The 18115-nt window shown below is 70.5% G+C and carries 17 protein-coding genes and 3 pseudogenes; 13 read left to right on the top strand and 7 right to left on the bottom strand.

Annotation, left to right across the window (positions count from 1 at the left end; translation table 11 throughout):
* Nucleotides 1-97 precede the first annotated feature (97 nt).
* Nucleotides 98-1000 carry a CHAD domain-containing protein gene (locus tag FU658_RS08620; protein ID WP_147891709.1) on the top strand — a complete coding sequence of 301 codons (903 nt, stop codon included), beginning with the start codon at nt 98-100 and terminating at the stop codon, nt 998-1000.
* Nucleotides 1001-1004: 4 nt separating this feature from the next.
* Nucleotides 1005-1691 carry an SOS response-associated peptidase gene (locus tag FU658_RS08615; protein ID WP_147891708.1) on the top strand — a complete coding sequence of 229 codons (687 nt, stop codon included), beginning with the start codon at nt 1005-1007 and terminating at the stop codon, nt 1689-1691.
* Nucleotides 1692-1728: 37 nt separating this feature from the next.
* Here the strand turns inward: FU658_RS08615 and FU658_RS15225 are convergent, their stop codons facing one another.
* The 3 genes and pseudogenes from FU658_RS15225 to hemB all read right to left on the bottom strand — a co-directional run bounded on the left by FU658_RS15225 (nt 1729) and on the right by hemB (nt 3876).
* Nucleotides 1729-1983: a YkgJ family cysteine cluster protein gene (locus FU658_RS15225; protein WP_147891804.1), complete on the bottom strand. Its 255-nt coding sequence runs from the start codon at nt 1981-1983 to the stop codon at nt 1729-1731.
* A gap of 59 nt (nt 1984-2042) precedes the next feature.
* Complete coding sequence (gene aroE, locus FU658_RS08605) at nt 2043-2885, bottom strand: shikimate dehydrogenase (protein ID WP_147891707.1); 843 nt, start codon at nt 2883-2885, stop codon at nt 2043-2045.
* Between the two features lie 5 nt (nt 2886-2890).
* Nucleotides 2891-3876: pseudogene (hemB, locus tag FU658_RS08600) on the bottom strand (porphobilinogen synthase).
* A gap of 159 nt (nt 3877-4035) precedes the next feature.
* Here hemB and FU658_RS08595 point away from each other — a divergent pair.
* From FU658_RS08595 to FU658_RS08580, 4 genes are read left to right on the top strand one after another with little or no spacing between them, the layout of a single operon-like run.
* The gene (locus tag FU658_RS08595) at nt 4036-4887 is read left to right on the top strand and encodes an ABC transporter permease (RefSeq protein WP_187266015.1); all 852 of its coding nucleotides are present in this window, start codon (nt 4036-4038) and stop codon (nt 4885-4887) included.
* Nucleotides 4884-5540 carry an ATP-binding cassette domain-containing protein gene (locus FU658_RS15220; protein ID WP_255505497.1) on the top strand — a complete coding sequence of 219 codons (657 nt, stop codon included), beginning with the start codon at nt 4884-4886 and terminating at the stop codon, nt 5538-5540. Before FU658_RS08595 ends, FU658_RS15220 begins: the two co-directional genes overlap by 4 nt.
* Nucleotides 5540-6346, top strand: a complete 807-nt coding sequence (locus FU658_RS08585) for an ATP-binding cassette domain-containing protein (RefSeq protein WP_255505510.1) — start codon at nt 5540-5542, stop codon at nt 6344-6346. The genes FU658_RS15220 and FU658_RS08585 overlap by 1 nt, the downstream gene beginning before the upstream one ends.
* Before the next feature lie 52 nt (nt 6347-6398).
* A complete protein-coding gene (locus FU658_RS08580) occupies nt 6399-7055 on the top strand; it encodes a class I SAM-dependent methyltransferase (RefSeq protein ID WP_147891703.1) in 657 nt (218 codons plus the stop codon).
* 60 nt (nt 7056-7115) lie between these two features.
* Here the strand turns inward: FU658_RS08580 and FU658_RS08575 are convergent, their stop codons facing one another.
* From FU658_RS08575 to FU658_RS08560, 4 genes and pseudogenes are all read right to left on the bottom strand, one after another.
* On the bottom strand, nt 7116-8726 hold the full coding sequence (locus FU658_RS08575) for a PA domain-containing protein (protein ID WP_147891702.1): 1611 nt from the start codon (nt 8724-8726) through the stop codon (nt 7116-7118).
* Nucleotides 8719-9141: a post-PEP-CTERM-1 domain-containing protein gene (locus FU658_RS08570; RefSeq protein ID WP_147891701.1), complete on the bottom strand. Its 423-nt coding sequence runs from the start codon at nt 9139-9141 to the stop codon at nt 8719-8721. The genes FU658_RS08575 and FU658_RS08570 overlap by 8 nt, the downstream gene beginning before the upstream one ends.
* Before the next feature lie 177 nt (nt 9142-9318).
* A pseudogene (locus FU658_RS08565) lies at nt 9319-10297 on the bottom strand (chorismate transformation FkbO/Hyg5 family protein).
* Between the two features lie 85 nt (nt 10298-10382).
* A pseudogene (locus tag FU658_RS08560) lies at nt 10383-11681 on the bottom strand (NAD(P)/FAD-dependent oxidoreductase); the annotation flags it as partial.
* Nucleotides 11682-11827: 146 nt separating this feature from the next.
* Here FU658_RS08560 and FU658_RS08555 point away from each other — a divergent pair.
* From FU658_RS08555 to fabG, 7 genes are all read left to right on the top strand, one after another.
* Nucleotides 11828-12097, top strand: coding sequence for a phosphopantetheine-binding protein (locus FU658_RS08555; RefSeq protein WP_147891700.1), 270 nt, complete (start codon nt 11828-11830; stop codon nt 12095-12097).
* 65 nt (nt 12098-12162) lie between these two features.
* Nucleotides 12163-12501: an ApeI family dehydratase gene (locus FU658_RS08550; RefSeq protein ID WP_147891699.1), complete on the top strand. Its 339-nt coding sequence runs from the start codon at nt 12163-12165 to the stop codon at nt 12499-12501.
* 25 nt (nt 12502-12526) lie between these two features.
* Entirely contained in the window at nt 12527-13522 is a 996-nt protein-coding gene (locus FU658_RS08545) for a lysophospholipid acyltransferase family protein (RefSeq protein WP_147891698.1), read from the top strand.
* Nucleotides 13467-14174, top strand: a complete 708-nt coding sequence (locus tag FU658_RS08540) for a LolA-related protein (protein ID WP_187266013.1) — start codon at nt 13467-13469, stop codon at nt 14172-14174. The genes FU658_RS08545 and FU658_RS08540 overlap by 56 nt, the downstream gene beginning before the upstream one ends.
* Entirely contained in the window at nt 14171-16546 is a 2376-nt protein-coding gene (locus FU658_RS08535; RefSeq protein ID WP_147891696.1) for an MMPL family transporter, read from the top strand. The genes FU658_RS08540 and FU658_RS08535 overlap by 4 nt, the downstream gene beginning before the upstream one ends.
* On the top strand, nt 16533-16997 hold the full coding sequence (locus FU658_RS08530; protein WP_147891695.1) for a hotdog family protein: 465 nt from the start codon (nt 16533-16535) through the stop codon (nt 16995-16997). The genes FU658_RS08535 and FU658_RS08530 overlap by 14 nt, the downstream gene beginning before the upstream one ends.
* Complete coding sequence (gene fabG, locus FU658_RS08525; RefSeq protein ID WP_147891694.1) at nt 16990-17724, top strand: 3-oxoacyl-ACP reductase FabG; 735 nt, start codon at nt 16990-16992, stop codon at nt 17722-17724. The genes FU658_RS08530 and fabG overlap by 8 nt, the downstream gene beginning before the upstream one ends.
* The last annotated feature ends 391 nt before the right edge of the window (nt 17725-18115 follow it).

The raw sequence follows: 18115 nt of genomic DNA, 5'->3' as shown, positions 1-18115 counted from the left end.
TGCGCTGGCATCGCTTGATGCCGTGCCGTCGAGGGTCGCGGCGGGTTCATCTGGTTTGCACGCTGCCGCGCTAGAGTCAGGTCGGAGGTCGCGACCCATGCCATACCGTTTCAAAACCGGCGAATCGCTTCAGAAGGGCATTCGCCGCGTTGTGTCCGAACAGGTCGAGCGTGCCCTCGGCGAGCTGGCGGACACCAGCCTCGACCAGGCCAGCACCATCCACCAGGTACGCAAGCGCTGCAAGAAGATCCGCGGCGCGCTGCGACTGGTCCGCAGCGGGATGAAGACGTACTCGGAAGAGAACGCCTGGTACCGCGACGCTGCGCGCATGCTTTCCGATGCGCGTGATGCGGAGGCCCTGATCGAGACCTGCGACGCGCTTTCCAAAAAGTGCAGCGGCGAGGTGGATGCGGCCACCATGCACGCCATCCGCGCCAGACTGCAGATGCGCAGGGACACGCTGATGGCGGACGAGGACCGGATCAGCGAATGCCTGCGGGAGTTCGAGGCCGCGATGGTGGCGGGCCTCGAGCGCGCATCGTCGCTGCGTATCGACGATGAGGGGTACGGCACAGCCCTCGCAGGTTTGCGAAAGTCCTACGCCCGAGCGCGAACCGCGATGCAGGCCGCGCTCGACGAACCGTCGGCCAAGAGCTTCCACGAGTGGCGAAAGCGGGTGAAGTACCACGGGTACCACGTCCGTCTGCTGCGCGAAGCCTGGCCCACCGTCATGAAGGCAAGGCGCGAGGAGACGGACGCATTGGGCCAACTGCTGGGCGACCACCACAACCTGTGCGTGCTGCGGGACCGGGTCATGGAGGATTCGGTGCTTTCAGCGAACGAGGCTGATCTCGACGAGTTCTCCCGGTGCATAGACCAGCGCACGGCCAAGTTGGAGAAAGCAAGCCAGCCAGTGGGAGGACGATTGTTTGCGGAGAAGCCAAAGCATCTGGAACGTCGCTTCGCCGAGTTCCTGCGCGTCTGGTCGAAGGAAACCTAAGCCCATGTGCGGCCGCTACACCAACCACGCCACTTGGGCCGAAGTGCACGCGTTCACCGCACCGCTGGCCGTGGCCACGCCCGCGCAGGATCCGGAGCCGGCCTACAACATCGCCCCGTCCCAAAACGCCTGGGTGATTCTGTCGCGCGACGGCCAGGCCGTGGCCGAGCGCCTGCGTTGGGGTCTTGTGCCCGCGTGGGCGAAGGACACCAAGATCGGCTACAGCACCATCAACGCCCGGGTGGAGACCGCCGCCACGAAGCCCGCCTTTCGCGCCGCGTGGAAGGCCCGGCGCTGCCTGGTGATTGCCACCGGCTACTACGAGTGGCGCACCGAAGACGGCGTGAAGCAGCCTTACTGGATCCACCCCAAGGCGGGGCTGATGCTGTTTGCCGGGCTGTGGGAGCGCAACGAACAGGTGGCAGCCGAGCCCATGGAGTCGTTCTCGATCATTACCCGCGACGGCGAGGGGGAAATCGCGGCGCTGCACAATCGCATGCCACTGGCGCTGCATCCTGAGGTGCTGGGTGACTGGTTGGACGGTAGCGCCGATGCGGCCGGGGCAATCGTCGCCGGGGCGCCAGCCGTCGAGGTTGGTTTTCATCCGGTGCGGCGAGAGGTAGGAAACGTGCGAAGTCAGGGAGAAGGTTTGATCGAGGAGATGGGTCGTACGCCTGGATCGCAAACCTGAGATTCACCGCATTGGTATGGCGAGCTGTTATTGGCCCCTACGGTGCTGTAGCAAGCTCCAAGGCCCCCAACAACGCCATGGCTTCTCGCTGAGACTCCCCACACATCCCCGCCTCCGGCCTCAGTCCCACACAAAACCCCGGCCTTTCCGGCTTTCCAAACAACCGACACCGCATCGCATCATCCAATTGCACGCATGGCACCCCGGCCGGCTTGCCATGCGGCATCCCCGGAATCGGCGAGGTAATCGAAGGCGCGATACAGCACGCCCCGCAGCCTTCCCGGCAGTTCAAAGGAAGAAGGGCCGCATCGCGGCCCCCTCCCGTGTCCCGCGTGCGTTCACCGGCTGCACTCAATCGCCACTGGCGAACTCCACCGAGTGCGACTGCAGGTCCGCGAACACCTCGTCGGTGTCGGGGCGCTTGCCGTGCCAGTGCTCGTAGGCCAAGGCGGCCTGTTCCACCAGCATGCCCAGGCCGTCGAAGGCGTGACGGCAGCCGGCGGCGCGGGCCCAGCTCAGGAAGCCGATCGACACTTCGCCGTAGCTGATGTCCACGGCGGTGGTCAGCGTGTTCACCAGGCTGCTGGGCAGATCCAGCATTTCGCCGCTGCGGCCGGCAGAGGTGGTGTTGATGATCAGTTCGAAGTCGCCGATGTCGCGCATGTCCTTCCAATAGCGCGAGCCGACGTGGTCGGGCGCGGCCAGCGTGTCCACCAGCGCGTCGGCGTTGGCCGGGGTGCGGTTGACGATGGTGATGCGGCGCACGCCGGCATCCAGCATCGACACGGCCACGCCGCGCGCGGCACCGCCGGCGCCCAGCAGCAGCACGTGGCGGCCGCGCAGGTCGAGGCGGCGGCGGCCGGTCAGGTCGCGCACCAGGCCGGTGCCGTCGGTGTTGTCGCCGTGCCAGCCGTCGCCCACGCGGGTCAGCACGTTGGCGGCCCCGGAGCGGCGGGCGCGGTCGGTCACTTCGGCACACAGCTCGAACGCGGCTACCTTGTGCGGCACGGTGATGTTGGCGCCCACGCCACCTTCGGCGGCGAAGCGCTCCAGCGCGTCGGCCAGCTGCTCGGGCGCGGCGTCGATGATGTCGTACTGCAGCGTCTGGTCGAACTGCGCGGCGAACGCGGCGTGGATGCGCGGCGACAGCGAATGCGAGGCGGGGTGGCCGAACACGGCGAACTTGCGGGGCATGGGTTCTACTCCTTGAGCCAGCGCGCTGCATCCAGCGCGTAATAGGTGAGGATGCCATCGGCACCGGCGCGCTTGATACTGGTCAGCGCCTCCAGAGCGCAACTGCGTTCATCCAGCCAGCCGTTGGCGGCCGCGGCCCTGAGCATCGCGTATTCGCCGCTGACCTGGTAGACGAAGGTGGGCGCGCCGAACTCGTCCTTCACCCGGCGCACGATGTCCAGGTAGGGCAGGCCGGGCTTGACCATGACCATGTCGGCGCCTTCCTCCAGGTCCAGCGCCACTTCGCGCAGGGCCTCGTCGGAGTTGGCCGGGTCCATCTGGTAGGTCTTCTTGTCGGCGCGTCCCAGGCTGGCGGCCGAGCCGACCGCGTCGCGGAACGGGCCATAGAAGCTGGAGGCGTACTTGGCGGAGTAGGCCAGGATGCGCGTGTGCACGTGGCCGCATTCCTCCAGCGCGAAGCGGATGTCGCCGATGCGCCCGTCCATCATGTCCGACGGCGCCACCACGTCGCGCCGGCGTCGGCATGCGACAGCGCCTGCTTCACCAGCGCCTCGACGGTCTCGTCGTTCATCACGTAGCCGTCGGCGTCGATCAGGCCGTCCTGCCCGTGCGAGGTGTAGGGGTCCAGTGCCACGTCGGTGATCACGCCCAGCTGCGGGAAGCGCTCCTTCAGCGCCCGCACCGCGCGCTGGGCCAGGCCGTCCTCGTGCCAGGCGGCCGCCGCGTCGTCGGTCTTGTCCTCGTCCGGTGTCACCGGGAACAGGGCCAGGGCCGGGATGCGCAGTTCGCTGGCCTGTTCGGCCACGCGCAGCAGCTCGTCGATCGACACGCGCTCAACGCCGGGCATCGAGGCGATCGCGGCGCGGCCATCGAGGCCGTGCACGAACACCGGCAGGATCAGGTCGTCGGTGCCCAGCACGTGCTCGCGCATCAGCCGGCGGGAGAAGTCGTCGCGGCGCATTCGCCGCGGGCGGGTGTAGGGGTAGGACATGGGTGAACTCCTTCGCTGGCACCATGATAGCGCCGCCGGCGGGGCCGGCTTTGATGCGTATCATGCCGGTGTGTCGCGACCCTCCCGCCCATTGCCGCCCGTGGCCCGCGCCTGCCTGACCGTGCTGGGCCTGATGCTGCTGCTGGTGTGGGTGGGCCCGTGGCTGGGCGCGCCGATCCGCATCGGCCGAATTGGGAGGCGCTGTCCCAGGCGCCGTCGTGGGCCCACCTTTTCGGCACCGATGCGATCGGGCGCGACGTGTTCGCGCGCGTGCTGGCCGGCGGGCGGCTGTCGCTGGGCATTGGCATCCTGGCCAGCCTGATCGCGCTGGTGCTGGGCCTGGGCTATGGCGCGCTGGCCGGTTACCTGGGCGGCTTCATCGAGCGGGCGATGGTGCGCGTGCTCGACGTGATGAGTGCCCTGCCCTTCCTGCTGCTGGTCATCCTGCTGCTGACGCTGTTCGAGCGCTCGCTGTGGCTGCTGCTCGGGGCGATCGGTGGCTATGTGTGGATCGATCTGGCGCGGGTGGTACGTGCGGAGGCGGCGCGGCTGCGCGAGGCGCCGTTCGTGCTGGCCGCGCGCGCCGCCGGCGCCTCCACCAGCCAGGTGCTGCGGTGGCACCTGCTGCCGAACCTGCTGCCGCTGGCGCTGGTGTACCTGGGGCTGATCCTGCCGCAGGCGATCCTGGTCGAAAGTTTCCTCGGCTTCCTCGGCCTGAGCGTGGACGAGCCCGCCGCCAGCTGGGGCACGCTGCTGGCCGAGGGCGCGCAGGAGATCGACCACGCGCCCTGGACGCTGCTGTTCCCGGCGCTGTTCCTGACCGCGACGCTGGCGGCGTTCCAATTCCTGGGCGACGGGCTGCGTGATTGGCTGGATGTCAGCGGACGCACGGACGGTGGGCTGCCCGGGGGTGGTGCGGATGCGGGTGCCGGGATGGGGCCGGGCGTGGGTGTCGGTGGTGCGAAGGCGGGCGGTGGCGCTGGCGCTGCCGTGCGCGGAGGCGTCTTGTGAGTGCCGCGGTCGAACTTCGCGGTCTGTGCATCGACACCGCCTACGGGCGTCTGGTCGGCCCGCTGGACCTGAACCTGCCGGCCGGCGAGTGCGTGGGCCTGGTGGGGGAAAGTGGTTCCGGCAAGAGCCTGACCACGCTGGCGCTGCTGGACCTGCTGCCGGAGGGGCTGCGGGCTTCGGGCACCCTGGTGGTGGATGGCGCGCCGGTGCCCCTGCACGGCAAGGCGCACGCGCAGCTTCGCGGTCGCCACATCGGCTGGGTGCCGCAGGACCCGCTGGCGGCACTGCACCCGATGCGCCAGGTCGGCGATCAACTGCGCGAGACGCTGCGCTACGCCGCGGGCCTGGACCGCCGCGCCGCACAGCAACGCGCGCTGGAACTCATCGGGCTGGTGCGCCTGCCCGACGCCGCGGTGATGCTGCGCCGCTATCCGCACCAGCTGTCCGGTGGACAGCGCCAACGCGTGCTGGTGGCGTTGGCGCTGGCCTGCGGGCCTCGGTGCTGCTGGCTGACGAGCCCACATCAGCGCTGGACCCGGACCTCGGTGAGGCGGTGCTGGAGCTGTTCGGGCAACTGCGCGCCGAGCTGGGCCTGGGTGTGCTGCTGGTCAGCCACGACCTGGGCCAGGTGGCGCGGCACGCCGACCGGGTGATGGTGCTGCAGGGCGGAGAGGTGGTGGAGACCGGCACGACGGCCGGATTGCTGGCCTCGCCGCAGCATGCGTACACGCAGCGGCTGGTCGAGGCTTCGCGCCCGCCGCCGCACCAGCCGGGGCTGCAGGGTGGCGAGCCCGGCTTGACGGTCTCAGGACTCACCGTCCGCTACCGAGGCGCCGACACCGCGGCGGTCAGCGATGTCGGCTTCGAGATCCCACGCGGCCAGTGCCTGGCCGTCCTCGGTGCCTCGGGCAGCGGCAAGAGCACGATCGCACGCGCGGTGCTGGGACTGGTGCCGGGCACGGTGGACGGCCGCATCGACATCCTCGGCCACGACGTGCTGTCGCTGCCGCCGAAGCAACGCCGTGCGCTGGGCCGCGACATCGGCGCGGTGTTCCAGGATCCGTTTGCCTCGCTGGACCCGCGTATGCGCGTGGTCGACATCGTCGCCGAGCCGCTGCGCATCCACCGCATCGGCAGCAACGCCGAGCGCCGCCAGCGCGCGCTGGAACTGTTGGAATCCGTCGGCGTCGACCCGGCCACCGCCGAGCGCTACCCGCACTCGTTCTCCGGCGGCCAACGCCAGCGCATCGCGATCGCCCGCGCGCTGGCCTGCGGCCCGAAGCTGCTGGTCTGCGACGAGGCGGTGTCGGCGCTGGACGCCGAACACCGCAATGCGGTCATCGCACTGCTCGGCAAGCTCAAGCGCGAGCACGCGCTGGCGATGGTGTTCATCACCCACGACCCGGACGCCGCCGCGGCGCTGGGCGACCAGGTGCTGCAAGTCACCGCACCCGCGTGATCCGGGTATTCTGCGCGAACCCGTTTTTCCTCCGCTTTCCAAGGGCCAACGCATGAGCTCGGGCTTCCTGCACCGCTATTTCCTCAACAACTCCGGCAAGCGCCTGCACAAGTGGGTGCACTACTTCGACGTGTACGAGCGTCACTTCGAGCGCTTCCGCGGCACCGCACCGACGGTGCTCGAGATCGGCGTGCACGGCGGCGGTTCGATGGAGATGTGGAAGGCCTACTTCGGCGAGGGCGCGCGCATCGTGGGCCTGGACATCAATCCCGAGTGCAAGCAGCACGAGCGCGAGAACATCGAGGTGTTCATCGGCAGCCAGGACGATCCGGCGGTCATCGGCACGATCCTGGACAAATACCCCGAGTTCGACATCGTCATCGACGACGGCAGCCACCGGATGTCGCACCTCATCGCGTCCTTCGAGCTGCTCTACCCGCACGTGCGCGACAACGGCGTCTACTTCGTCGAGGACCTCCACACCTGCTACTGGCCCAAGTACGAGGGTGGACTGGGCCTGCCGCACACGTTCATCGAATACGCCAAGCGCAAGATCGACCAGCTCAACGCGGTGCATGCGCCGGAGGACCTGCAGGTCGACGACTTCAGCCGCAGCACCGATTCCATCGCGTTCTACGACTCCATCGCGGTATTCGAGAAGCGCCGCCAGGGGCACCGGCAGGCGATCATCACCAAGCCCCTGGACTGAGAGTGGGCAGGAAGCCGCGGGCCGGCAGGCCCGCGGCTTCCCTTCCGACAGCGGCCAGCGTCAGCGCCAGCGCGCCGTGCAGGACCGTACCTGGCTGGATTGCTGCGCGCTGATCAGGCCCGCATCGCGAAGTGCCTTGGCGTGGTCGACCATGCAGTTCACCAGTGCACCCTGGTTGCCCGACACCGAGCGGCACAACTGGGCCGTGGCCACGATGTTGGCACCGACGATCAACCCGCCCTCGGTCGAGACCGGGACACCGGTATCGCAATTGCCGATGCGCGCCGTCCCCCGGTTGATGCCCCAGCCGATGTCCTCGAACAAGGCAGGGGTCAGGTCCAGGTTGAGGTGGGCGATCAGCGAGGCGGTGATGAAGGGCTCCATCAGCGCATTCGGGTCGAGCCGCGTGTCGAAGTGCGAGACCGATGAGCCCTGTGCCACCGCGCTGGGTGCGTACAGCTGCACGAAGCCGTCCGGATCGGTGCCGCGCAGACGCGTCTCGTCGATGGTGAACGCGACACTGAGCTCGGGTTCGTTGGCGAAGAACAGCGCCCCATCGTCCTCCGACACGCTGATGACCGGGATCACCACGTTCGGGTCGTCGCCGCCCATTCCGAACGTGCCCCCGGAATTGTTGGCCACGATCACGCCCGTCGCGCCGGCATTCTGTGCGTTGAGTGCCTTGATCGTGAACGTACAGGCGCCGCGGACGACCAGGGCGATGTTCCCGGCCACGTCGGCGGCGTTGGTCAGCGGCTCGCAGGCGGTCGGCAGCACTTCCCCGGACAGGGCCGTCACCACATCGCCGCTGAAGTTGTCGGTGCCGATCGCGGGGCCGAACGCCGCCGTGCCGAACGCATACGGTCCGGCGATGGCGGCGGGCGTGAGCACCCGGAACTCGGGCACCCCGGTGTCGAGCACCAGTTCCGATTCCGTCGTCACCGAATCGCCCACCCACACCAGGCCACCGTCGTTGCGGAAGGCCGCGGCCCGTTCGGCATTCGTGATGTCGCGGATCAGCAGGCCGGTGATGCCGTCACGACTGAAGGTGGCGTAGATGCTCGGCAGCCCGAAGAACAGCGTGCCGGTGGTGACGTTCTCGAACCCGGAGAACCCCAGCCCGTGGCCGATCTCGTGCATGACGACGTTGAGGAAGTTGAACTGCCCGGGCGGCGCGTTGCCATCGAACCCGTAGTACCACCCCGAGGCCTCCAGGCAGCCCGGCTGGCCGGCGCTGGCATTGAACGTGGTGACGATGTCCGGGTCGGTGCCGATGAGGTCGTCGCCGGTGATCGCCTTGGCCAGGGCCACGTGGTACCACGTGTCGGGGATCGCGCCGGGGAAGTCGGAGAAGATGAAGGTGGGGCCGGCACTGGCCAGCACGCCGGTGGTCGGTGCGCAGGGGAGCGGGGCGAAGCTGGCGTTGACCCGCACCGTGGCGTCGCCCTCCAGCACGCTGCCCCACAGATCGGCGGCGAACCGGTAGGCGGCCTGGCGCTGTTCGCCAACGGTGAGGCCGGGATTGCCGCCCACCGGGCTGGCGGGGGTGGGGTCGTTGAGCCCGGCGCCGGGCGGGTCGACGTTGAGGATCTCGACGTCCACCGCCCAGGCCGGCGCGCTGCCGGCCAGCAGGATGGCGCCCAGCAGGCAGGCCAATGAGGACTTATTCATGGGGAAGCTCCTGCGTGGGGGCGTCCTCGTCATGCGTGGCATGGGCGGGGTCGGCGTGGTGGATGCGCAACTGGCCGCCGGCATCGGCCTCGGCCTGCAGCGTGCTGAACAGCGACTCGGGCACCGCCATCGACCGCATGCCGGAGGGGTGGTGCCGCAGCGTGGCGGCGGCTTCGGCCTCGGTGGCGGGCTGGGTCGGGAACATCCGCTGCGGGCGTGCCCGCCATTGCGCGTTGAGCACCTGCTGCTCGGCCGCCGTGGGCTGGCGGGGCTGGCCGGTCAGCGGGTCGATGAAGACGCGCATCGCGCTGTCGGATGGGGTCTGGGTGGGTGGCGGCGGCTCGCCCGCCGATGCGACGCTGCATGCGAGCAGCACAAGGGCGCACGCGCCCGCCGTGGAGCGGAACAGGTTCATGGGTCGTTCTCCCTTCAAGGTGAGGGAGCCGGGAGCCGGCCGTTTGGGGGTGCCGGTTCGAGGCTGTCCGGGGGGATGTCCCCGATCAGTAAAAACGCTGCGCGACCGCCTTCACGGACACCCGCGCGCACGGGTGGGGTCTAGACAAAGGTCGAAGGCCCGGGCGGCGGGGCGGGCTTAGCGGTGGAAGCCGTCGATTTCGACCAGCAGGTCGGTACGGCACACGTCGCGTGCAGCAGCAGCGCCGAATCCGGGTCGGCAGGCGCGCGTCGAGCGCGGCGGCCACGGCGGCGGCGTGGTCGGGCTGGCGCACGTAGGCCTTCAGCAGGCTGGAGGCGCCGATGCACACGCCCAGGCCCGGCCGCAGCGGGCGCGCCACGCCGACCAGCGCGTCGAGGTTGCGGAAGGTTTCCGTCAGCTGGGCGTGGATGTCGTCGGGGTGCGCCGAGGCATGGCCGACCACGCTGGCGGTGCCGGAGAGCAGTAGCGGCATGCCGTCGATGGGCGGCAGCGTGGCTCGCGCGAAGCTGGGCGGCTGCGGGCCGTACTGGCGCGGGTAGCGGTAGGCGCTGATCTGTCGCGGGTTCTCGATGCCACGGCCGGGGCGCGCCGCGGCCAGCCAGTACACCTGCAGCACGCGGCGGCCGTCCCGGCGGCCGATGGCGGTGGCGGCCGGGAAATCGCTGACATGGCCATGCATGCCGCGTGCGCGGCCGATGCTGAACTGGCGGTAGCGCTCCTCGTCGCCCTCGCCCTCGGTGATCGCGTCGAGGTAGTTCCACACCCGCAGCAGCGCCGGGAACGGGCCGCGCGCCACGTGCCGCAGGAGCGCCGCATACGCCTGCTCGGCCGCCGCGGCGATGCCGCCGGCGTGCGCCTCGTCGACTTCGATGACGCCAAAGCCCAGTCGACCGTCATTGGCCCAGACGATGTCGCCGGCCCGGCCATGCCGCACCTCGCCGCTGCCACGCCACACCTCGAACGGTGCCGGCACGGACACCGGCTCCAGGCCCACGTGCACGTAGCGCGGGTCCTCGTGTTCCGGCGCGTGGGCACCGAAGCCGAACACCGCCAGCACGTCGGGCTGGTCCAGCAGCTCCGGCAGCGCGGTGGCCTCGTAGCGCACGCTCAGCGGGGGGCAGGCCGGGGCGTTCATCGCGGCGCTCAAGGACGCTCGCCCTGGCTGGCAGGGGCCGCGGTGGCCGGGGCCAGCGTTTCGAAATCGAAGCGCGCCGCGGCGCCCGGCGGCGGCGCCAGCGCGCGGCCAGGCTGGCCGGCAGCGTGGACAACGCGCGCAGCGCGAACACCAGCTGGAACACGCGCAGGCGGCGGCGCACGCGCGGGTTGTCGTACACGTCGCCGGCCAGCATCGAGATGACGGCCTGCTCCACCTGCCAGCGGTTGTTGGGGTGGGCGAACAGGTGCGCCATCGTCGGACTCATGAAGCGGTAGATGAACCAGGAGAACCAGGCCAGGCCGCGGTCGCTGCGCTTTTGCATCGCGCGCTGGCGCGCTGCCTCGCAGGTGGGGTCGCGCAGCGCGGCATCGACCATGCCGGCGGCCTGCTCGGCGCTGTCCATGCCCAGGTACACGCCGGAGGAGAAGATCGGGTCGAGGAACGCGTAGGCGTCGCCGACCATCACCCAGCACGGGCCGGCCATGCGCTGGCAGGTGTAGGAATAGTTGCCGGTGACGTGCACCGGGGCCACGCGCTGCGCGCCGCGCATGCGCTCGACCACCGCCGGCTGCATCGCCAGCGTCTGCATCAGGAAGCTTTCGGTGTCGCCGTTGCGCTGCTTGAGGTAGTCCGGGAAGCACACTGCGCCGACGCTCATCAGGCCGTCGGGCAGCGGGATCATCCAGATCCAGCCGTGGGCGAAGCGCAGCACGCTGATGTTGCCGGCGTCCTCGCCCTCGCGCCGGGCCACGCCGCTGAAGTGGCTGAAGATGGCGGCCGACTGGTGGCGGGGGTTCTTGCGCTTGAGCTTCAGCGCCCGCCCCAGCAGCGTGTCGCGGCCACTGGCATCGACCACGTAGCGCGGCTGGAAGCACAGCGCCTGGCCATCGACCGTGCGGGCGTGCACCCGCCATGGGCTGCCGTGCTCGTTGAGCTCGACCTTCGTGGCGGTCGTGGCCGGGCGCGTGTCCACGCCGTTGGCGGCGGCGTGCTCGAACAGCAGGCGGTCGAAATGGTCGCGCGGCACCTGGTAGGCATGCGTGGCCCGGGCATCGAGCGCGCGCTCGAAGCGGAAGGTGTTGTAGCTGCCGTCGGGCGTGGGGAAGTCGGCGCCGGCCTTGTGCACGCCGATGCCGGCGACCTGCTCCAGCACGCCCAGGCGCTGCAGGATCGGCAGGTTCATCGGCAGCAGCGACTCCCCGATGTGGAAGCGCGGGTGGCGCTCGCGCTCCAGCTGGACCACCCGCCAGCCTTTGCGCGCCAGCAGCGTGGCCGCCGTGGAACCCGCCGGCCCACCGCCCACGACCAGCACGTCGGGGTGCTCGATCGGTTCGGGGCTTGTGCGGGTGCTGGGCGGGGTCATCGTGTTCATTCGGGCGGGGCGGGCGGTCTCCACAGGTGCGGAGGGCGGCACATGATACACTCCGCGCCCCCGGCACCCGCGGCCGGACGGTCCTTCCACGCGGCTTCCCGGTCCTTGCGCCCGGCGGCCCGAACCCGGTTCCAATCATGTCCGAACAGACTGCATCCGAACACGAACTGGCTCAACTGCTGGTCGACAGCCTCAACCTCGAAGACACCGATGCGTCGGAGATCGACCCGGAAGCGCCGCTGTTCGGCGATGGCCTGGGCCTGGATTCGATCGACGCGCTGGAGCTCTCGCTGGCGATTTCCAAGAAGTACGGTTTCCAGCTGCGCTCGGACAACGAGGAAAACCGCCGCATTTTCGCCAACCTGCGCTCGCTGTCGGCCCACGTCGAGGGCAACCGCGCCGCCTGACGCCGGGCCGCGGGCCCGCACCGGCAAGACTAATTCCGGTGTGGCGCGGGCTGCGAATCACTACCATGGCGTCAAGCCACGCCACGGGGGGCGATGTGGACAGCGCGGACCAGCGCCACGACAGCTTCATGATCGAACACGACCATCCCAGCCTGGAAGGCCACTTCCCGGGCAATCCGGTCGTGCCCGGTGTGCTGGTGCTGGACCGGGTGCTGGCGATCGCGGAGGCCTGGAACGGCCAGCCGGTCGGTGCGCTGGGCCTGCCGCAGGTGAAGTTCGTGCAGCCGCTGCTGCCCGGCCAGCGTGCCGAGGTGGCCCTGCAACGCCAGGGCGCGCGCATGCGCTTCGAGGTCAGCCACGCCGGCGCGCTGCTGGCGCGCGGTGAATTCGGGCCGCTGTCGTGAGCGCGATGCAACACCGGGGCAGACCGTGAGCTGGAAGCAGCGCCCCGAGGGCGGCAGCGCGTTCGCGCTGTGGCTGATCCGCACCATCGCGCTGCTGTTCGGGCGCCGGGTCAGCCGCGTGCTGCTGTACCCGATCACCGCCTACTTCCTCATCGTGCGCGGCCCCGAGCGCCGCGCCTCCCGCGCCTACCTGGCCCGGGTGCTTGGCCGGCCGCCGCGCCTGGTCGAGGTGGCGCGGCACATGCACTGCTTCGCCTCGACCATCCTGGACCGCGTGTTCCTGCTGTGCGGGAGTTTCAAGGGCTTCGACATGCGCGCCCACGGCCTGGACGTGCTCAACGGCTACATGGACCGCGGCCAGGGCATGCTGCTGCTGGGCTCGCACCTGGGCAGCTTCGAGGCGCTGCGGGTGCTGTCGCTGGACAACCCGAAGGCGCAGGTGCGCGTGGTGCTGGACAAGGCCCAGAACGCGACGATCACGACGATGCTCGAGGCGCTCAACCCCGACATCGCGCGCACCGTCATCGACGCGGGACAGGACGGCACCTCGATCGTGCTGGCGATCCGCGAGGCCACCGAGCAGGGCGCGCTGGTGGGCCTGCTGGGCGACCGCGCCCGGCCCGGCGAGACGGCGCGTTCGTGCAGGTTCATGGGCGGTAGCGCACCGTTCCCGACGGCGCCGTGGCTGATCGCCTCGGTGCTGGATGTGCCGGTGGTGCTGTGCTTTGGGCTGTATCGTGGTGGCAACCGCTACGACCTGCACTTCGAGCTGTTCAGTGAACGGGTGGAGATTCCGCGCAAGAATCGGGCCCGGATGCTCGAGGAAATCCAGCAGCGCTATGCGCAGCGGCTGGAACACTACGTGCGCCTGGCCCCCTACAACTGGTTCAACTTCTATGACTTCTGGGATTCCGAGGACGCCGTCGAACCGAGCCACAGCCCTGTTCCCGGGGCTGGCGGTGGCGATGATGGCCCTGGCCACGGCCAGCGCATCGACGCCGGTCCCGTCCTCCGACGATGAGCGGACCCGGGCCGTGCTGCAGGCACTGGCCCAGCCGGTGCCGAGCAACACGCGCTTCGTGGAACGGCGCGAATCGGGCCTGCTCGACGAGCCGCTGATCCTGCGCGGCGAAATGGCACGTCCGGATGCCGACCGGTTGGTGCGCTCGGTGCTGGCCCCGTATTCCGAACGCAGCGAGATCCATGGCGAACGCGTGGTGGTGACCCGCGAGGACGGTCGCGAGCGACGCTTCTCGCTGCGCCGTGCGCCGGCGCTGGCCGCGCTGCGCGATGGCCTGCAGGCGCTGCTGTCCGGTGATGCGCAGGCGCTGCAGGCCAGCTTCGAGGTGACGCTGGAGGAGGCCGCGGCCGACCCCGCCGATGCGTCGGCGGCGTGGCGCTTCACGATGCGACCGCATGCGGCCCGGGTGGCCGAGCACATCGAGCGGCTGGAGGCGGTGGGCCGCGGCGACACGCTGCGCTGCCTGCTGACCCATGAAGCCGATGGCAGCGTGTCGTGGCTGCTGCTGGGCGAGGCGTCGGAAGCCGAGCTGCCCGACTTCGAGGGCGAGTGCGGCTTTGCGGCGGCTGCGGGCGGACCGGACGCCGGCAACGATGTCGAAGCCGGGGCCGACGCGGCGCACGAGGCCGGCACGGGCGCCAGCGCCCGGTGAACCGGCACGCGACCTGGCTGCTGCCGGCCTGGCTGGGGCTGCTGGCGCTGCTGGCCTGGGTGGCGGTGGCGCAACTCAACCCCAGTGGCGACCTGCGGCTGTTCCTTCCCGAGGCGCGCGATGCCCGCCAGGCGCTGCTGCTCGACAGCCTGGGCGAGGGCCCGGGCTCCCGCATGCTGCTGCTGGCCGTCTCCGGGGCCGAGCCCGAGGCGCTGTCGGAAGTGTCGCGCGAACTGGTGCTGGGCCTTTCCGGCGCGCCCGGAATCCGCCGCGTCGCCAATGGCGAACACGACCTCGGCGCGTTGCCGGAGGAACTGCTGGCGGCGCGCTACCTGCTCAGCCCCGGCTTCGACGAACAGCCACTGGACGCGGCCCGGCTGCGCCTGGAGATGGGCGCGCGGCTGCAGGACCTGGGCTCGCCGGCGGCCTCGCTGGTGGAGCCCTGGGTGGCGCGCGACCCGACGCTGGAAGTGCTGCGCCTGGCCGAGCGCTGGGCGCCGGCGCAGGAGCCGGCCAGCTTCGACGGGGTGTGGTTCGATCCGGACACCACGCACGCGCTGCTGGTCGTGGAGGGCGAGGCCGCGGCCTTCGACCCGACCGGGCAGCAGAACGTGGTCGATACGGTGCAGCAGGCGTTCGAACAGGCGCGGACCGACCTGGCCACCGACCTGGGCGTCGACCTGAACGCGATGCGCCTGGAGGTCAGCGGCCCCGGCGCGTTCTCGGTGCTGATGCGCGGACAGACCCAGGGCGAGGCGACCCGGCTGGGCCTGTTCGCCGGGCTGGGCATGGTCATCGTGCTGAGCCTGGCCTACCGGCGGCTGCGCGCCCCCCTGCTGGCGGCGCTGCCGCTGGCCAGCGGCATCCTGGCCGGGCTGGCGGCGGTGGCACTGCAGTTCGATGGCGTGCACGGCATCACGCTGGCCTTCGGCATCACGCTGATCGGCATCGCCCAGGACTATCCGATCCACCTCTTCAGCCACCGCCGCGCCGGCGGCGACAGCTACGCGTGCGTGCGCGAACTGTGGCCGACGCTGCTCACCGGCGTGCTGTCGACCTGCCTGGCCTTCGGCAGCTTCTTCGTCTCCGGCGTGGAGGGCCTGCACCAGCTGGCGGTGTTCTCGATCACCGGCCTGCTGACCGCGGCGCTGTGCACGCGCTTTGCGCTGCCGGCCCTGCTCGGCGACTGGCCGGTGGACCCGGAACAACAGCGCTGGACGCTGGGGGTGTGGCAGCAGCTCGACCGGCTGCGCGGCATGGCCCTGGTCCTGCCGCTGCTGGCCGTGGCCGCGCTGGCCTGGCTGGTGGTTTCACCGCAGCCGCTGTGGGACGACCGCCTGGGCGGGCTGACGCCGGTGCCGATGGAACTGCTGCAGCGCGACGGCGAACTGCGCGGCCAGCTCGGCGTGGCCGATGTGCGCCATGTGCTGGCGGTGGAAGGTGGCGACGTGCAGGCCCTGCTGGAGCGCAGCGAGGCGCTGGAGCCGGTGCTGGACGGCCTGGTGCAACGCGGGGCACTGGATGGCTTCGAGTTGCCCAGCCACCTGCTGCCGAGTGCGTCGGTGCAGCGCCTGCGGCAGGCGCGGCTGCCCGCTGCCGATGCGCTGCGGGCGATGCTGTCGGAGGCCAGCGAGGGCCTGCCGTTCCGCGCGCAGGCGTTCGCGCCGTTCGAAGCCGACATGGCCCGGGCGCGTGGCATGGCGCCGCTGCAGGTCGCCGACCTGCAGGACACGCCGCTGCAGCCAAGGCTTGCGGCGATGCTGCGCGTGCCCGACGGCGACGCCCCGGTGCTGGGCCTGGCCAGCCTGACCGGCGTGCGCGACCTCGACGCGATCGCCGCCGCGGTGGATGCCGCCGGCGACGAGGTGTGGCTGATGGACCTGCAGGCGGCGGCGGAAACGATGTCCTCGGCCTGGCGCGTGCACGTGCTGTGGGCGCTGGGCATCGCCATCATCCTGCTGTGCGCGGCGCTGGCCGTGGCGCTGCGCAGCGTGCCGCGGGCCGCGCGGGTGCTGGCGCCGGTGGCGCTGGCGGGCCTGCTGCTGGCGGCACTGCTCAATGCCTTCGGCGTGTCGTTCACGCTGTTCCATCTGGTCGCGGCGATCCTCGCCGCCGGGCTGGGGCTGGACTACGCGCTGTTCTTCGAGCGCGCGCGGCATGACCGCGGCCAGGCGCGGCGCACGTTGCATGCCATCGTGCTGTGCGCGGTGTCCACCGGCCTGGTGTTCGGGCTGCTGGGCACCTCCTCGATTCCGGTGCTGCGCGCGATCGGCCTGACGGTCGCCCTGGGCGTGGTGCTCAACATCCTCCTGGCCGCCGTGGTGGCTGGCCGGGCGAACCACCTGCAGGGGAACGACGATGCCCGGGCGTGACGAGATCCTTTCGCTGATTCCGCACCAGGGCACGATGTGCCTGCTCGACGAGGTGGTGGAGTGGGATGACACGCGCCTGCTGTGCCGGACGCGCTCGCACGCACGCGCCGACAACCCGCTGCGCGATGCCGACGGGCTGCGTGCGGTGCACCTGTGCGAGTACGGTGCGCAGGCGATGGCGGTGCACGGCGGCCTGCTGGCAAGCAAAGACGGCGGCAGGGCACGGCCCGGCCTGCTGGTGTCGCTGCGCGGGGTCAAGCTGCATGCCGGCCGCGTGGATGCGCTCGGCGACGCGCTGGAGGTCGAGGCCGAGCAGCTGATGGCGGCCGAGGACAGCTGGCAGTACGGCTTCCGCATCCACCACCAGGGGCAGTTGCTGGCCGAGGGCCGCGCCGCGGTGATGATGCTGCCGCAGCACACCGATTCGAACCGGGAGGATGGACATGGCTGAGGACAAGGTGCGCCGCGCGCTGGTGACCGGCGGAAGCGGCGACCTGGGCGGCGCGATCTGCCGGGCGCTGGCGCGCGACGGCTTCGCGGTCATCGTGCACGCCAATAGCGGCCTGGATCGGGCCCAGGCGCTGGTGGACGAGCTGCGCGAGGCCGGCCAGGCGGCCGAGGCGGTGGCCTTCGACGTGGCCGATGGCGAAGCGAGCCGCAGCGCGATCGAACGGCTGCTCGAAGCCGGGCCGATCCAGGTGGTGGTCAACAATGCCGGCATCCACGACGACGCGCCGATGGCCGGCATGAGCGCCGAGCAGTGGCGACGGGTCATCGACGTGAGCCTGCACGGCTTCTTCAACGTCACCCAGCCGACCCTGCTGCCGATGGCGCGCACGCGCTGGGGCCGGGTGATCAGCGTGTCCTCGGTGGCGGCGGTGCTGGGCAACCGCGGCCAGACCAACTACGCGGCCGCCAAGTCCGCGCTGCACGGCGCCACGCGCTCGCTGGCGCGCGAGATGGCCTCGCGCGGCATCACCGCGAACGTCGTCGCACCGGGCGTGATCGCCGGCAACATGGCCGCCGACGCGTTCCCCCCGGAGATGATCAAGGCGACCGTGCCGGCGCAGCGCGCGGGCACGCCCGAAGAGGTCGCGGCACTCGTCGCCTTCCTCGCCTCCGACGCGGCGGGATACATTAATGGACAGGTGATCGGGGTCAACGGCGGCATGGGCTGAGCTGCGACCTCGCTTCACCATCGGGGGCGTGCCACGACGCCATGGGGAGCCACCGGCGGTGCCGGTGGGAATCGAAGAAGGGGACATCGATGAAGCTTTCAACCAGCCTGGCGTTCGCCATGGCGATGGCGTTGGCCGGCAGCGCGCAGGCGCAGGACGTTTCGGTCGCCAGCAGCATCGGCTATGCCGACGAGGCCGAGATCGCCAGCAACATCCGCAGCGAGTGCACCGCGTTGCCGACGCAACTCTCGGACTTCACCCGCGAGTACGCGGCCGGCAAGGGCGTGACCGTCCACCAGGTCGGCGAGGTGTCGGCCGACATGCCCGGCCGCGTGCTGGTCATGCGCATCGACGATGCGGTCAGCATGGGCAACGCCTTCATCGGCCACCA

This window comes from Alkalisalibacterium limincola (genome assembly GCF_008017755.1).
In the GTDB taxonomy this organism is placed as follows: domain Bacteria; phylum Pseudomonadota; class Gammaproteobacteria; order Xanthomonadales; family Xanthomonadaceae; genus Alkalisalibacterium; species Alkalisalibacterium limincola.
Note: the sequence above shows the minus strand (reverse complement) of the source record. Positions and strands in the feature narration are given on the sequence as shown.

Coding starts and splice junctions, on each gene's coding strand:
- fabG (WP_147891694.1), top strand. CDS start 16,990: ATGGCTGAGGACAAGGTGCGCCGCGCGCTGGTGACCGGCGGAAGCGGC.
- FU658_RS08620 (WP_147891709.1), top strand. CDS start 98: ATGCCATACCGTTTCAAAACCGGCGAATCGCTTCAGAAGGGCATTCGC.
- FU658_RS08575 (WP_147891702.1), bottom strand. CDS start 8,726: ATGAATAAGTCCTCATTGGCCTGCCTGCTGGGCGCCATCCTGCTGGCC.
- FU658_RS08530 (WP_147891695.1), top strand. CDS start 16,533: ATGCCCGGGCGTGACGAGATCCTTTCGCTGATTCCGCACCAGGGCACG.
- FU658_RS08570 (WP_147891701.1), bottom strand. CDS start 9,141: ATGAACCTGTTCCGCTCCACGGCGGGCGCGTGCGCCCTTGTGCTGCTC.
- FU658_RS08540 (WP_187266013.1), top strand. CDS start 13,467: ATGATGGCCCTGGCCACGGCCAGCGCATCGACGCCGGTCCCGTCCTCC.
- FU658_RS08580 (WP_147891703.1), top strand. CDS start 6,399: ATGAGCTCGGGCTTCCTGCACCGCTATTTCCTCAACAACTCCGGCAAG.
- FU658_RS08615 (WP_147891708.1), top strand. CDS start 1,005: ATGTGCGGCCGCTACACCAACCACGCCACTTGGGCCGAAGTGCACGCG.
- FU658_RS08550 (WP_147891699.1), top strand. CDS start 12,163: ATGGCGTCAAGCCACGCCACGGGGGGCGATGTGGACAGCGCGGACCAG.
- FU658_RS08585 (WP_255505510.1), top strand. CDS start 5,540: ATGGTGCTGCAGGGCGGAGAGGTGGTGGAGACCGGCACGACGGCCGGA.
- FU658_RS08555 (WP_147891700.1), top strand. CDS start 11,828: ATGTCCGAACAGACTGCATCCGAACACGAACTGGCTCAACTGCTGGTC.
- aroE (WP_147891707.1), bottom strand. CDS start 2,885: ATGCCCCGCAAGTTCGCCGTGTTCGGCCACCCCGCCTCGCATTCGCTG.